The 13,972-nt window shown below is 65.3% G+C and carries 13 protein-coding genes, 1 tRNA gene and 2 pseudogenes; 10 read left to right on the forward strand and 6 right to left on the reverse strand.

Annotated elements, in window-relative coordinates; genetic code table 11:
* Positions 1–21: 21 nt before the first annotated feature.
* The 6 genes from ACOEQ1_RS15545 to ACOEQ1_RS15570 all read left to right on the forward strand — a co-directional run bounded on the left by ACOEQ1_RS15545 (position 22) and on the right by ACOEQ1_RS15570 (position 4,449).
* The gene (locus ACOEQ1_RS15545; RefSeq protein WP_419760147.1) at positions 22–996 is read left to right on the forward strand and encodes a substrate-binding domain-containing protein; all 975 of its coding nucleotides are present in this window, start codon (positions 22–24) and stop codon (positions 994–996) included.
* Positions 997–1,036: 40 nt separating this feature from the next.
* Positions 1,037–2,017: an ABC transporter permease gene (locus tag ACOEQ1_RS15550; protein ID WP_419760148.1), complete on the forward strand. Its 981-nt coding sequence runs from the start codon at positions 1,037–1,039 to the stop codon at positions 2,015–2,017.
* Positions 2,014–2,748, forward strand: a complete 735-nt coding sequence (locus ACOEQ1_RS15555) for an ATP-binding cassette domain-containing protein (RefSeq protein WP_419760149.1) — start codon at positions 2,014–2,016, stop codon at positions 2,746–2,748. Before ACOEQ1_RS15550 ends, ACOEQ1_RS15555 begins: the two co-directional genes overlap by 4 nt.
* Before the next feature lie 17 nt (positions 2,749–2,765).
* On the forward strand, positions 2,766–3,659 hold the full coding sequence (locus ACOEQ1_RS15560) for a sugar phosphate isomerase/epimerase family protein (protein WP_419760150.1): 894 nt from the start codon (positions 2,766–2,768) through the stop codon (positions 3,657–3,659).
* Positions 3,660–3,778: 119 nt separating this feature from the next.
* Positions 3,779–4,072, forward strand: coding sequence for a type II toxin-antitoxin system HigB family toxin (locus tag ACOEQ1_RS15565; RefSeq protein ID WP_419760151.1), 294 nt, complete (start codon positions 3,779–3,781; stop codon positions 4,070–4,072).
* Entirely contained in the window at positions 4,072–4,449 is a 378-nt protein-coding gene (locus tag ACOEQ1_RS15570) for a helix-turn-helix domain-containing protein (RefSeq protein WP_419760152.1), read from the forward strand. The genes ACOEQ1_RS15565 and ACOEQ1_RS15570 overlap by 1 nt, the downstream gene beginning before the upstream one ends.
* A 17-nt stretch (positions 4,450–4,466) precedes the next feature.
* Here ACOEQ1_RS15570 and queC read toward each other — a convergent pair whose 3' ends face one another.
* Together queC and ACOEQ1_RS15580 are read right to left on the reverse strand one after the other, a co-directional pair.
* Positions 4,467–5,171, reverse strand: a complete 705-nt coding sequence (gene queC / locus ACOEQ1_RS15575; RefSeq protein ID WP_419760714.1) for a 7-cyano-7-deazaguanine synthase QueC — start codon at positions 5,169–5,171, stop codon at positions 4,467–4,469.
* 138 nt (positions 5,172–5,309) lie between these two features.
* A pseudogene (locus ACOEQ1_RS15580) lies at positions 5,310–7,583 on the reverse strand (Orn/Lys/Arg decarboxylase N-terminal domain-containing protein); the annotation flags it as partial.
* A 152-nt stretch (positions 7,584–7,735) separates the two neighbouring features.
* Between ACOEQ1_RS15580 and ACOEQ1_RS15585 the strand changes: the two are divergent.
* The 3 genes from ACOEQ1_RS15585 to ACOEQ1_RS15595 are packed head-to-tail and all read left to right on the forward strand — an operon-like array spanning position 7,736 to position 9,889.
* A complete protein-coding gene (locus ACOEQ1_RS15585) occupies positions 7,736–8,695 on the forward strand; it encodes an aliphatic sulfonate ABC transporter substrate-binding protein (protein ID WP_419760153.1) in 960 nt (319 codons plus the stop codon).
* A 21-nt stretch (positions 8,696–8,716) separates the two neighbouring features.
* Positions 8,717–9,178 carry a DUF427 domain-containing protein gene (locus ACOEQ1_RS15590; RefSeq protein WP_419760154.1) on the forward strand — a complete coding sequence of 154 codons (462 nt, stop codon included), beginning with the start codon at positions 8,717–8,719 and terminating at the stop codon, positions 9,176–9,178.
* Entirely contained in the window at positions 9,179–9,889 is a 711-nt protein-coding gene (locus tag ACOEQ1_RS15595) for an SDR family NAD(P)-dependent oxidoreductase (RefSeq protein ID WP_419760155.1), read from the forward strand. It abuts the gene before it with no gap.
* Between the two features lie 2 nt (positions 9,890–9,891).
* Here the strand turns inward: ACOEQ1_RS15595 and ACOEQ1_RS15600 are convergent, their stop codons facing one another.
* The 3 genes from ACOEQ1_RS15600 to ACOEQ1_RS15610 form a co-directional block, all read right to left on the reverse strand.
* A complete protein-coding gene (locus ACOEQ1_RS15600; protein ID WP_419760156.1) occupies positions 9,892–10,881 on the reverse strand; it encodes a DUF6635 family protein in 990 nt (329 codons plus the stop codon).
* Positions 10,882–10,916: 35 nt separating this feature from the next.
* Positions 10,917–11,450, reverse strand: coding sequence for an inorganic diphosphatase (ppa, locus tag ACOEQ1_RS15605; protein WP_419760157.1), 534 nt, complete (start codon positions 11,448–11,450; stop codon positions 10,917–10,919).
* A 69-nt stretch (positions 11,451–11,519) separates the two neighbouring features.
* The gene (locus ACOEQ1_RS15610) at positions 11,520–12,836 is read right to left on the reverse strand and encodes an MFS transporter (protein WP_419760158.1); all 1,317 of its coding nucleotides are present in this window, start codon (positions 12,834–12,836) and stop codon (positions 11,520–11,522) included.
* 132 nt (positions 12,837–12,968) lie between these two features.
* Between ACOEQ1_RS15610 and ACOEQ1_RS15615 the strand changes: the two genes are divergently transcribed.
* Positions 12,969–13,044, forward strand: a tRNA-Ile gene (locus ACOEQ1_RS15615).
* Positions 13,045–13,097: 53 nt separating this feature from the next.
* Here the strand turns inward: ACOEQ1_RS15615 and ACOEQ1_RS15620 are convergent.
* A pseudogene (locus tag ACOEQ1_RS15620) lies at positions 13,098–13,787 on the reverse strand (DNA/RNA non-specific endonuclease); the annotation flags it as partial.
* Positions 13,788–13,972 lie beyond the last annotated feature (185 nt).

Raw genomic sequence — 13,972 nt, forward strand, 5'->3', positions numbered from 1 at the left:
ACAAACGGAGGGAAGTCCAAAATGAGAAACAAAAATCTGGCCATCACCACAGCCCTTGCGCTCGTGTTGGGGATGAGCGCCGGCGCGCGCGCCGATGAGCCCACCTACGGCGTCTTGCTCAAGACCCTCGCGAACCCGTTCTGGGGCGCGATGTCCAAGGGTATTGCCGAGGGCGGCAAGCAATCGGGTGTGACAATCTTCCAGCAGGCGGCGCAATCCGACCAGGACGCCGAGACCCAGCTCAACCTCTGCAACACGATGCTGGAGCGCAACCCCAAGGCGCTGATCGCCGCCGCCATCAACTCGTCGAACCTGCTGCCGTGCATGAGCAGCGCCAACCAGTCGAACATCCCGGTGGTCGATCTCGACGCCAACCTCGACCCCGCCATCACTGCCAAGGCCGGGGTGAAGATCGCGTTCCGCATTGGCTCGGACAACACGCATGCCGGGGCTCAGGCCGCCGACTTCTTCGCCGAGCATCTCGGCAAGTCCGCTACCGGCCCCGTTCTCGTGATCGAGGGCCTGCCCGGCAACGTGACCGGCGAGATGCGCGCCAGCGGCTTCAAGGATGAACTGGCGAAGGTCGCGCCCGGCCTCAAGGTCGTCGCTTCGCTGCCCGGCGACTGGGACGCCAACAAGGCGGCCAACGTCACCAACGACACCCTCCAGCGGAACCCCAACCTCGTCGGGATTTTCGCCTGCAACGACACCATGGCTTTGGGCGCGGTGGAATCCGTTTTCGCGGATGGCAAAGGCGGCAAGATCACCGTCGTCGGCGTGGACGGCACCGTCGATGGCGTGAAGTCGATCAAGGCCGGACGGCTGACGGCGACGGTGGCGCAGCTGCCCTATCTCGAGGGCATCGAGGCCGTCGCCAACGTGAAGAAGGTGCTGGCGGGCCAGACTGTGCCTTCGGTCATCCACGTGCCGACGCTGGTGGTGACCGAGGCGGTGCTGACGGCCGGCACCGACCCGAACCTCCAATACATGAAGTGAGCGGGCGGGCGGTTCGCCGCCCTCCGCCCTGGAGACGGACATGGACACCAGCGTAGCGGCGATCCGCCGCCCCCTCACACTGCGCGGCCTCGGCGGCGCGATCCGGCTGGAAAGCCTGATCGTGCTGATCGTGCTGATCGTCGGGCTGTCGATCGCCTCGCCCTATTTCCTCAGCCTGTCGAACGCCTTCAACATCCTGCTGGCGACGTCGGTCATCGGCATCCTCGGCTTCGCCTCCACCTTCGTGATCGCGGCCGCCGGCATCGACCTCTCGATCGGCTCGGTGCTCGGCTTCGCCGCCGTCGTCTCGGCGCTGTCGGTCAACGCCATCGGGCTCCCGTGGCCCTTCGCCATCGTCTTCGCCCTGCTCGCGGGCGGGCTCTGCGGCGTCATCAACGGGTTGCTCGTGGCCCGCGCGCGCATCCCCGCCTTCATCGTGACGCTCGGCATGCTCGGCGTCGCCCGAGGTGCCGCGCTGGTGCTGACCAACGGTCAGCCAGTTTATGGCCTGCCCGCGCCGATCGTCTGGCTCGGTCAGGGACGGCCGCTCGGCGTGCCGGTGCCGGCGATCATCTTCCTCGCCGTCGCCGCGGTGACGCATTACGTGCTGTCGAGCACGCGGTTCGGCAAATACGCCCTCGTCATCGGCGACAACGAGGCGGCGGCGCGCGCCACCGGCATCCGCGTCGATCGCCAGCGGATCATGCTCTATACGCTGTCGGGCACATTGGCGGGGCTCGCCGGCCTGCTGTTCGCCGCGCGGGTGAACTCGGGCGACCCGACCGCGGGCACCAGCTACGAGCTCACCGCCATCACCGCCGCGATCCTCGGCGGCACCAATCTTTTCGGCGGGCGCGCCAGCGTCATCGGCACGCTCATCGGCGCGCTCATCATGGGCGTGCTGCAGAACGGCCTGAACCTGCTTGCGGTCTCGTCGTTCTATCAGCAGATGGCGATCGGCGCGGTTCTCGTGCTCGCCGTCTGGCTCGACCAGATCAATCGCGGCAGGGGGCGGTCATGAGCCTTCTCGATCTTGTCGACGTCCGCAAGAGCTTCGGCCCGGTGGAGGCGCTGCGCGGCGTCACCTTCTCCGTCAATGCCGGCGAGGCCGTGGCGCTTCTCGGCGACAACGGCGCGGGCAAGTCGACGCTCATGAAGACCATCACCGGCATTCACCGGCTGACCAGCGGCACCATCCGCTTCGCCGGCGAAGATCTATCGGGCCAGGATCCGGGCGAGATCAGGTCGCGAGGGATCGAGATGATCTATCAGGATCTGGCGCTCGCGAAGCAGCAGAACGTCGCCTCGAACATCTTCCTGGGCCGCGAGCCAATGCGGCGCGTGTTCGGCTTTCCGGTCATCGACAAGCCGCGTATCGAGCGTGAGGCCGAGGCGATGATCAAGCGTCTCGGCGCGCGGGTGCCGTCGGTGCGGTATCTCGTCGGCAACCTCTCGGGCGGGCAGCAGCAGTCGGTCGCCATCGCCCGCGCGCTGACGTTTTCGCCCAAGCTCGTCATCATGGACGAGCCGACGGCGGCGCTCGCGGTGCGGGAGGTGGAGCATGTGCTCGAGCTGGTGCGGGAGTTGAAGCGCCAGGGGATTGCCGTCATCCTCATTAGCCATAGGCTGACGGATGTGTTTGCGGTGTGCGACCGAGTCGTCGCTTTGCGGCAGGGTCAGGTGGTCGCCGACGAGGCGATTGCCGAAACAAGCATGAACGAGGTTGTCGCCCATATCGTCGGCGCGGCCTGAGATAAAGGAGAGGTCCAATGAACAAGCTTGGTGTGCATGCCTTCGTCTGGGAGAAGGGCTGGAGCCATGAGGAATGTACTCGCGCCATCTCGCGCACGGCGGAGGTCGGTTATGACCTGATCGAGATTTCGGTGCTCGACCCGAAGCTCGTCGACATCGATTTCACGCGCAAGCAGTTGGAGCAGCATAAGCTTGGCGCGACCATGTCGTTCGGTCTGGATGACTCGACGGATATTTCGAGCAACGACTCCGGGAAGACGCAGCGCGGCCAGCAGCGGCTAGAAGATTTCATCTATCTCTGCCGGGACATCGGCGCCACGCATCTGTGCGGCATCCTGCACTCGGCGTTTCAGAAATATGCTGTTCCAACAACCAAGGACGGCGTCGCGCGCGCGGTTGAGACGCTGCACCACGTCGGTGAGATCGCGGCTCGCAGCAACATCATCCTCGGGTTGGAGGTCGTCAATCGCTACGAGTCCAACGTGCTCAACACTGCCTCGCAGGCGGTCGAGATGTGCAAGCGGATCGGGCTGTCCAACGTGCGGGCGCATCTCGATGTCTATCACATGAACATCGAGGAGTCTGACATGGCGCAGGCCATCGTCGATACCGGCGAGTATCTCGGTTACTTCCACACCGGTGATTCGCATCGCGGCTACATGGGTTCGGGCTCGATCGATCTCGCGGGTGCGTTCCGCGCGGTGGTGAAGTCTGGCTATCAGGGGCCGATCACCTTCGAGTCTTTCTCGTCTCGCGTGGTGGGTCAGCCGTTGGAGGGCATTCTCGGCATCTGGCGCAACCTGTGGGAGGACAGTGTGGACCTCGCAACGCACGCTTTGATGTACACAAAGGCGCAGCTGAAGTCGGCGCAGGAGGCTCAGAAGCAGGCGGAGCGCAGCAAGCTGCTTTAGAACGCGCTTCTCCTCATAGGAGAAGCCGCACGCTCGTCCGCTGAAGCGGGAGCGGTAAGTTCCCGACCCTCGAAATCAGGCCTTGTTCCCGTATTGGGAACAGTGTAGAAGGTCCGCTTGTGCAGATCATCGCCAAGCGGACGCTCAAGCTCTTCTGGGAGGCTCATCCTCAGGCAGAGAGCCCACTCCGCGCCTGGTATGCTCTGGTTGGTGGCGCGGCATGGGCGGGCCCGGCTGACATCAAAGCCATGTTCCGAACCGCCGATTTTGTTGAGGACAACCGCGTGATCTTCAACATCGGCGGCAACAAGTATCGGCTCGTCGTCCATGTCGCCTACGGCTATGCACGCGTGCTGATCAAGTTCGTCGGAACCCATGCCGACTATGACAAAATTAACCCGGAGGCGGTTTGATGGACATTCGACCGATCAAGACCGAGGCGGACTACGACTGGGCACTACAAGAGATTGCCGTCTACTTCGAGCATGAGCCCGCCGAAGGAACAGAGGCGGCTGCGCGGTTCGACGTGCTGTCCGCCCTCATTGAGTATTACGAGCGGCGCCACTGGTCCATCGACTCGCCAGCGGATCCGGTGGATGTCATCCAATTTTTCATGGAACAGAATGGCTTCACCCAGGCCGATCTGGCGCGGCTGCTCGGGTCGAGATCGCGCGCCTCCGAAATACTCAACCGCCGAAGGCGACTGACGATGGAACAGGTCTCGATGCTGCATCGATCTTGGAAAATTCCTGCACAAGCACTGCTCCCTCCGGTCTCAGTGGCGGCATAAGCGAGACTACCCGCGGATCAAGTCCGCGGACTTTGCATGTAACGCGTCCAGCCTTGTGCTCGCAAATCGCAGGCCGGGCAGTCGCCGCAGCCATAACCCCAGTCGTGCAGCACCGTCCGATCACCGCGATAGCAGGAATGGGTCTCGCGGTTGATGAGCCCCACGAGCGCCTCGCCGCCGAGATCCTCCGCCAGCCGCCAGGTCGCCGCCTTGTCAATCCACATCAGCGGCGTGTGCAACACGAAGCGCTGATCCATGCCGAGGTTGAGCGCCACCTGCAGCGCCTTGATCGTGTCGTCGCGGCAGTCGGGATAACCTGAGTAATCCGTCTCGCAGACGCCGGTCACGATGTGTTTGATGCCGCGCCGATAGGCGACAGCCCCCGCCAGCGTCAGGAACAGGATATTGCGACCGGGCACGAATGTATTCGGCAAGCCGTTCGCCTGCATCGCGATCTCTGTCTCGCTAGTCAGCGCAGTGTCGCTGAGCCTGCCGATGACCGCCGCATCGACCATGTGGTCCTCGCCGAGCTTCGCCTTCCAGTCGGCAAACTCCAGACGCATCATCGACAGAAACGCCGGCCGCACATCCAGTTCCACGCGGTGCCGCTGGCCATAGTCGAAGCCGATCGTCTCGACATGGGCAAACCGCGCCAAGGCCCAGGCGAGACAGGTCGCAGAATCCTGCCCCCCCGAAAACAACACCAAAGCCGAATCAGTCACGCCCCAGCCTACTCGCGAATGACGTAGGTGTAGAACCGCATCACGCCGTCCTTGTTCTCGCGATATAGGCCCTGAACCTCTGACTCGAAACCCGGAAAGAGGTTCGACGCACCTCTCGAACACCTTGAGATACTCGATCATCGGCCGAGCGGGCGGTCCCAGCCGTTCGCCCGGCACGATCGTCGCGATGCCGGGCGGATAGACCAGCCAGAGCGTCGCGGCAATGCGGCCGACCGTCTCATCCAGCGGCACGTAGTCGACGTTGTTGCGCACCAACTCGCGCGTCGCCTCGTGCGGATGCATCGCCAACTCCGGCAGATGCTCGGCACGGAACTGAGCCGCCTGCAACTCGCTCGTTCCGCTCCTCCGATAGAAGGCGTGCATTTCGGCGCAGAGATCCCGCAGCCGCACGCCCGCGTATCGCTGCGGCCGCCGCGCGACGAAGCTGGGGAACACCTCCTCCAGCGGCCTGTTGTCATCATGCAGCTTCTTGAACGTCACGAGATGCGCCAGCAACGTGCCGGCCTTGCTGCTCTCCACGCCGGGCGTCAGCAGGAACAGCAGCGAGTTGAGATCGTTCTTCTCCGGCACGATGCGGTTCTCGCGCAGATATTCCGCCACCACCGGCGCGGCCACGCCATGATCGGCGTAGCGATCCTCCGACGTATCGCTGAAGCCCGGCGTCAGAACCGTGAGCTTGTTCGGGTCGGTGATCGCCCAGCCTTTCGTCGCGTGCGGGAAGCCATGCCACGCCTCACCCGGCAGCAACTCCCACTGTGCGGGATCGCTCGCCAGCAGGTCGGTCTCCGCATCCTCCCAACGCACGCCTTCCAACCCTTGAGCGGGGTCGGAGGGCTGAATGAAGCGCGGCACGAAGGGTTCGAAGAACCAGCGGCGGGCGGGGTTGGCCTCGTTCTCCCCATATTCCCGCGCGGCAAGTCTGATCTTCTTCCGCACCTCGATGCCGAGCCGCACCGTGTCATCCCACAGCACCTCGCCCGAGCGGCCCTTCATCATCTGCGCGCCGACGTCGAGCGAGGCGAACAGCGGATAGAACGGGCTCGTCGAGGCGTGCAGCAGGAACATTTCGTTGAAGCGATGAGACGTGACCTGCCGCCGCTGGCCGTCGAGATGGCTGTCCTTCACGTGGATCTGCGAGGCCTGCGAGAAGCTGGCGAGCTGCTTGTGCGAACTCTGGGTCACGATGATGCCGGGATCGTCCGGCCCGAGGTTCTGCAACCCCATGCCGAAGCGCCCCCGGAACAGCGGGTGGAACTTCATGAACCCGGCCCAGGCCTCGTCGAACAGGATGTAGTCGCAGAGGTGCCCGATCTGCCGCAGGATCTCATCCGCGGACACGATCGTGCCGTCGTAGGTGCATTGCTCGACCACCGCCGCACGGAAGGGGCGCGGACGCCGCCACGCCTCGGGGTCCGTGACCTTTGGATGAACGCGGATCGCCTCCCGCAGCCGCGCCTCATCCAGCGCCATGTGGCGCATCGGCCCGATCATGCCGTGCGGGTTGCGCGCGGTCTCGACGAAGATCGGCGTCGCGCCCGCCAGGAACAGGGCCCCGTGATGCGCCGCCTTGTGGTTGTTGCGGTCGAACAGCACGAGGTCGCCTTCCGCGAGGATGGCGCTCAGCGCCACCTTATTGGAGGTCGAGGTGCCGTTCAGCACGAAATAGGTGCGTTCGGCGCCGAAGATTTTCGCCGCCTCCTGCTCGGCACGGAGCGCGGGCCCTTCATGGGTCAGCAGGTCGCCGAGCTGGAGCACGGAGTTGTCGAGGTCGTCGCGGAAGATGGCTTCGCCCAGGTGTTCCACGAAGATGCGGCCGATGGGGCTGCGACGGTAGAAGGCGCCGCCGTTATGGCCGGGGCAGGTCCAAAGCTGGTTGCCCTGTTCCGAATAGTCCACCAGCGCGCCGAAAAAGGGCGTCTTCAGGCTATCCGCATACTGCCGCAGCCGCGCCACGAGGTTCTTGGCGATGAAGTCGGGCGTTTCCTCGCCAAGGAAGATGAAGCCGTCGACATGGTCCAGCACCTCCACCGGGATCTGCTCCAGCGTCTGCCGCCGCACCAGCACGATGATCGGCATATCGAGCCCGCGCTTGCGGATGAGCTGGATGAGCGCCGAGGACTTGCCGCCCGCGCCCTTCTTGCCCCAGTCGACAACCACGCAGCCGATGGCGGCATCCGTGCGAATGGCGAGTTCGGCGTCATCGTCGCGGCGCGCGCGCATGATGGTGTAGCCGTCCTGCTCGATCTCGGTGAGGATCTGGTGCAGGCGGGCGCCCTCGAGATCAGTCTCGCTGAACGAGGGGACGCAGACGAGAAACTTGAAGCGGCGGGCGTATTCCATCGGCATCCCTGAGTGAGCGGGCTTTTGGCTGCCCGGTGGCCTCGACTGCATGTCGGCCTCAGACCGGTCGACCGTATTTCCGTGACAACTCTCCTATGGGTCAAGCAAACAGCCACGCAAATTACGTTCATTGATAGTTCTATTATTTGACATACGATCTCGGTCAGCAATACCGTCGAATGCCACCTACAGAGGGTTGTGTCATGACGATGGATTTCATTCTCACCCCCCGCCGCGCCCTCCTCCGTGCCGGTCTCGCCTTGCCGGCGGTCGTAGCCGGTGCCAGGGCGCACGCGGCTGACCGCGTGTTCCGCGTCGGCTATCAGAAGGCCTCGGTGGCGCTGACCTTGCTCAAGGCTCAAGGGCTGCTGGAGCAACGGCTCAAGCCTCTCGGCTACACCGTGGACTGGGCGATCTTCACCTCCGGCCCGCCGATCCTCGAGGCACTTAACGCAGGAGCCGTAGATTTTGCGTTCACTGGCGAGCCGCCGCCCATCTTCGCGCAGGCTGCCGGGGTGCCCCTGGTCTATGCCGCAGCTACCCAGCCGTCGCCCCGGTCGGTCGCGATCCTGACGGAACCCGGCTCCACCTTTAAGTCGGTCGCCGATCTTCGCGGCAAGAAAGTGGCCGTGGCGAAGGGGTCGAGCGCGCATTACCTGCTGGTTGCGGCGATTCAGCACGCCGGCCTGCACTACAGCGATATCCAGCCAGTCTATCTGCAACCGGCGGATGGCCGCACCGCCCTGCAAAGCGGCTCGGTCGATGCTTGGTCGATCTGGGACCCGTTCCTCGCAGCCGCCCAGGTCGCCGGCGCCACAGTTCTCACCGACGGCACCGGGCTGATGCCGAACCGCGCCTTCTACCTGTCGAGCCGGCCCTTCGCGCTCCAGAACGCTCCGGCCCTCGCGGCGGCTGTATCGGCGGTAAAGGAGATAGAGGCATGGGAGCCCGCCCACATCGAGGAGATCGCGGGCGACATGTCCCGCACGACAGGCATTCCGCCGGCAATCCTGAAGGTCTGGTTCACCCGCCAGAAGTATGGCGTCGTGCCGGTGTCGCCCGCGATCATCGGCGACCAGCAGCACATCGCCGACGCCTTCGTGGCGCTGCATCTGATCCCTCAGTCTATCGACGTGGCACGGGCGGTCTTGTCGGGCGCCTGAGTTTCCCGCATCTCCTGGATTATGGAAAACGTGTGGGACTACCCGAGGCCGCCGGCACTCGAACCGGTCACGGCACGCTTGAGGATCGTCTTCGGGGGCATCGCCATCGCCTCGACGAACGCCGGTTGGCGCGTTCTCGAGACCTCGCATCCGCCAGTCTACTACCTGCCCTATGACGCTTTTGTGGAGGGCACGCTGGAGCCCGCCTCAGGAAGCAGCCTCTGCGAATGGAAGGGCGATGCAGTCTATTGGAGCATCCGCGCGGGCGGGAAGCGCGCTCTCCGCGCTGGCTGGAGCTACCCCGACCCGGTGCCAGCTTACGCAGCGATCCGCGATCATCTGGCCGTCTATGCCGGGATGATGGACCAGTGCTTCGTCGGTGACGAAGCCGTCACGCCACAGCCGGGCGGCTTCTACGGCGGCTGGATCACGCGGGATCTGGTCGGTCCCTTCAAAGGCGTCCCCGGCAGCATGGGCTGGTAAGTGCGCAACTTCGAGCCCGATGGCAGCGCCGTCGTCATTGGCGCATCGGGCGGCATCGGCGGCGCGCTAGTGGCGCAACTGCACGACGACCCTTCTTTCACCACGGTCTTCGCCCTCGCTCGGTCCTTCGACGGCAGCGCGCGGATCGACATCACGGACGAGGCCAGCATCATCGCCGCCGCCGCCGCGCTTACCTCTCCATTGCGACTGGTCATCGTCGCGACCGGCGCCTTGCAGGGGCCGGGTTTTCCTCAGCCCGAGAAAACCTACCGCGCGCTCGATCCGGTTGCGCTGATGGAGAGCTTTCGCCTCAACACGGTGGGGCCTGCGCTGGTGGCGAAGCACCTGCTGCCGCTGATGGCGCCGCGCGGCAAGACTGTGTTCGCGGCGCTCTCCGCCCGCGTCGGCAGCATCGGCGATAACCGCGCCGGCGGCTGGCACGCCTATCGCGCCTCGAAGGCGGCGCTGAACATGATCCTCCGCAACCTCGCCATCGAGACCGGACGCCGGAACCCCGAGGCGATCTGCGTCGGCCTGCATCCCGGGACGGTGGATACGGGCCTCAGCCAGCCCTTCCAGCGTGGCGTGGCCGAGGGCCGGCTCTTTACGCCCGAGACCTCGGCACGCCACCTGCTCGCGGTGATCGACACGCTGACGTCGGCCGACAGCGGCAACTCGCTGGCCTGGGACGGACAAACGATCGTTCCGTGAGGCTAGCTTGCCAGCCGCACCGCGGCGCCGAGCAGATCGAACAGGTCCACCAGCCGCGCGACGTAATGGTCATGCACGGCGAAGCCAGGCGCGGTGGGGTCGAAGAACTGCCTCTCCAGCGTGTCGACCATCTTCTCCAACCGCCGCTGATGCAGCCCCGTCGCCCGCTGGATCGGGTCGGAAATGACACCGGCAAAGGCCGCGAACGTCGCCGAGAAGAGCATCAGCCCGCCCGTCGTCGTCATGACCAGGCCGAGGCCGGGCGCTACCGGGAAGAACCCGTACCACACACCACCGAGCCATCCGCCAAGCGGAAACGCGTTCACCGCCGCCTGCTGCGACAGCACGGCGGCAAGCGCCGGGCCCAGGGACATCGCTCCCGGCGTCAGCTTGTTGAGCGCCACCGCGCCAGCCCCAAGGTTGAGCAGCCCGGTCGTGATCTCCGCCGCCGCATTCCGGGTAATGCCGTAGACCGTCATCGCGTGGTGCAGCCGCTCGCGGAAAACGGGGTCGCCGCCGTGGCGGCCAATTTCCCGCAGCGCGCCCTCCACCGCTTCGGCGACGATGGGCTCGCCGAGGATCGCCTCGGACAGAGCATCATGCTGGCTCTGGCGCTTCTTCTGCGCGATCGGCAGTTCTAAAAGCTCGGTGAACACGAGCCACTCGATCTCGCGCGAAACCGAGGTCTCCAGCAGGATGGAGCGCTTGAGAAAAGTCTGCGCCTTCTTGGCGCCCATCCGCCCGGCGGCGATGGCTCCCACCTGCATGGCGAGTTGCGGTGCCGCGAGCGACAGGTTCAGCGGCGCCTTCGGAATATCCCAGCCGAGCGCCGCACGATGCAGCTTGAGGGTGCCGTTCAGCGAGAAATGGGCATCGATGAAGGGTTTGATCCGCTGGCGCCGGTCAGCGAAGTAGCGCCGCGCCCCGGCTTCGACGGCGGTGACAGCAAGTTCACGGCCTGGTGCCTCCGAGTCCGGCGCCGCCGCCTCCATGTCGCACCCTCCGAAGCTGTCGCCCTGGGTTCGCGTCAGCCCTTGTCGGCGGCGAAGGCCTTCATACCGGCTTCGATCGCCGCCTCGGCGGCCGCACGATCGCCCCAGCCGACGACCTTGACCCATTTGCCGGGTTCGAGGTCCTTGTACCGGGTGAAGAAGTGCTCGATGACCTTGAGGGTGATCTCCGGCAGCGTCGACAGCTCCGTGTTATCCTTGAACTGAGGGTGGACCTTGTCATGCGGGACGCAGATGATCTTCTCGTCCTTGCCGGACTCGTCCTCCATGAACAGCACCCCGATCGGCCGTGCGCGGATGACGGCCCCGGGGACGACCTGCGCCGGCACCAGAACGAGCGCATCCGCAGGGTCGCCATCCTCGGACAGCGTGTTCGGGATGAAGCCATAGGCTGCCGGATAGGCCATCGGCGTGAACAGGAAGCGGTCGACGACGATGGCGCCGCTCTCCTTGTCGACCTCGTATTTGACCGACGAACCTTGGGGGATTTCGATCACCACGTTGATGTCGGCGGGCGGGGCGCGGCCGGTGGAGATTTTGGCTAAGTCCATGAGGGTCTCCGGTCTTGGCTGGAAGGTTAGCCTGGATACAGGCTTTGAAGGCGGCGCACCCTCCCTCATTCACTGTCTCTTGCCAAGCCGGTTGAGGTCGGTCTGCCGCGTCTCCCGCATCGCCATGACCGCCAGGAAGCTGACGATGCCCGCGCCGGTGATGTAGTAGCCGACCCAGGGCAGGCCACCCGTCGCTACCAGGCGCTGGGCGATGTAGGGCGCGAGCGAACCGCCCAAAATGCCGCCCAGGCTGTAAGCGGAGGCGGCGCCCGTGTAACGCACGGCGGTCGGGAACAGCTCGGGCAGCAGCGCGCCCATCGGTGCGAAGGTGAAGCCCATCAGCGTCAGTTCGATGACGAGGAACGCGAGCACGGTGCCGGTGTTCCCGCTGCCCAGCATGGGGGCAATCGCGAAGCCGGAGAGGGCCGCCGCCGCCGCCGCGACGAGGAGCACGGGCCGCCGGCCGAACCGGTCTGCCAGAGCGCCGGCAATGGGGGTCGCCACCGCCATGCCGAGGATCGCGATGCAAAGAAGTTCAAGAAACGTGATGCGGGGGATGTGCCGCACCTTGGTGCCGTAGCCCAGCGCGAACACCGTCGAGATGTAGAACAGTGCGTAGCAGACAACCATCGCGAAGGAGCCGAGGAGCAGCGGCGCAAAATGGCGCGCGAGCACATCCCGCAGAGGCAGCCGAACGCGCTCCAGCCGGGCGGAGGCGCGGGCGAAGGCTACCGTCTCGGGTAAGCTGCCGCGGACATAGAGGCCGATGCCGACCAGCACGGCGCTGGCCAGGAAGGGGATGCGCCAGCCCCAGGCCATGAACTGGGCGTTCGTGAGGACCGAGAACAGCAGCAGGAACAGCCCGTTCGACAGCAGGAACCCGATTGAGGGTCCAAGCTGGGGGAACATGCCGAACCAGCCGCGCTTGCCGGCGGGTGCGTTTTCGGTCGCGAGCAGCGCCGCCCCACCCCATTCGCCGCCGAGGCCGAGCCCTTGCCCCAGGCGCAGCAGACAGAGGAGGATTGGTGCCGCAAGGCCCGCCGAGCCGTAGCCGGGCAACAGCCCGATGAGCATGGTCGAGATGCCCATGACGAGCATGGAGGCGACGAGGGTCGTCTTGCGACCGACGCGGTCTCCGAAGTGCCCGAACAGGAAGGCGCCGATGGGGCGTGCGAGGAAGGCGATACCGAAGGTCAGGAAGGCCGCGAGCGTCTGGGAGTTCGGCGCATGGCTCGGGAAGAACACCGGTCCCAGCACCAGGGCGGCGGCGGTGCCATAAATATAGAAGTCGTAGAATTCGACTGTGGTGCCGACGAGGCTGGCCACGGCGATACGGCCGGTGCTGGGCGCGACGTTGGACGCCCTCCGAAGGCGGGTGCTGGACATCGGCGCGGTTTCTCTCCTTGGGCGTCAGATGATTGTCGCTCAGGGACGGCAGGGAGGGAAGGGCTCGACCTATCCATTTGCCGAAGGCCCCGCTTGCCAACAGCTGGCCGGTTGGAGGATATGCGGTCTTCTGCGCCTGTAGCTCAACGGTTAGAGCGGGCCGCTCATAACGGCTTGGTTGCGGGTTCGATTCCTGCCAGGCGCACCAGATTTCAGCAGGCGCCGTCGATCATGCTTTGGTTTGTCGAGCGACGGGAACGGCTCGACGCCGCTAACCTGCTCTATCGCGGCCAAGGTCGTTGTGGCGCAGCTGGGCGCGGCGACGTTGCTGCAAATCCAGGCAAACGTCTGCCGCGTGGCAGGGTCATAGACCGCTTTCCATGTAGCGGCCGGGATCTCGACGGCCCCATCCCGCGTACGTCGATCGCCGGCGGTAAGCACCGGCCCAGTGACGACGTAAAGCGGACCGTCGCGGCGCGCCAGGCGGCGCACGACGTTCTCGATCCGCTCCCACTTGCCCCTGTTGAGACGAGACGCCTGGGGCACGACATTCGCCAGGCTGTATGTCTCCTTGCGCGCGGAACCAGGTGCGACGTCACCCGACGGCGTCATGTGCCCACGATCGTAGCCGTGGCCGTAGTCCCACGGTTCGGCCCTATCGTCCGCCGGCACCAGCAGTTCCGCCCGGAAGGAAGACTTATGGCGGTGCCCGCCAAGCGGCGCCCCGGCAGTAACGACCAGCCGCTCGGCGGACCACAGCGGGTCGCGTGCCCGGTCCGACACCAGCGCCTCGTAGGCTTGATGGCAAACCAGCGTCGTCGAGGCGGTTCGTTCGCCCCTTACCTCCGGCGCAACGCCGCCGAGCAGCAGCTGCCGGCACTCCCGAGCCGAGGCGGAGACCACGCAGGTGAGGCTCACGAAGATCGCGAGCAAGATTATGCTGGCCCTCATGCCGGTTCCTGATCAGGAGCCGACGACACCTAAGGCGTGATAGGTTAACAATCGGGATGAGGCCTCGGCATCTGCCGGCACGGCCGCAGATCACGAACCCGCCGAGCGGACGCCGGTATGTTGTGCGGGTTGCGGAAGCGCTACACTGAAGCCACACCACCATTCCCCCGCGCATTCGGAGCATC

The sequence above is a fragment of the Acidisoma sp. genome, from assembly GCF_965199065.1.
GTDB lineage: Bacteria > Pseudomonadota > Alphaproteobacteria > Acetobacterales > Acetobacteraceae > Acidisoma.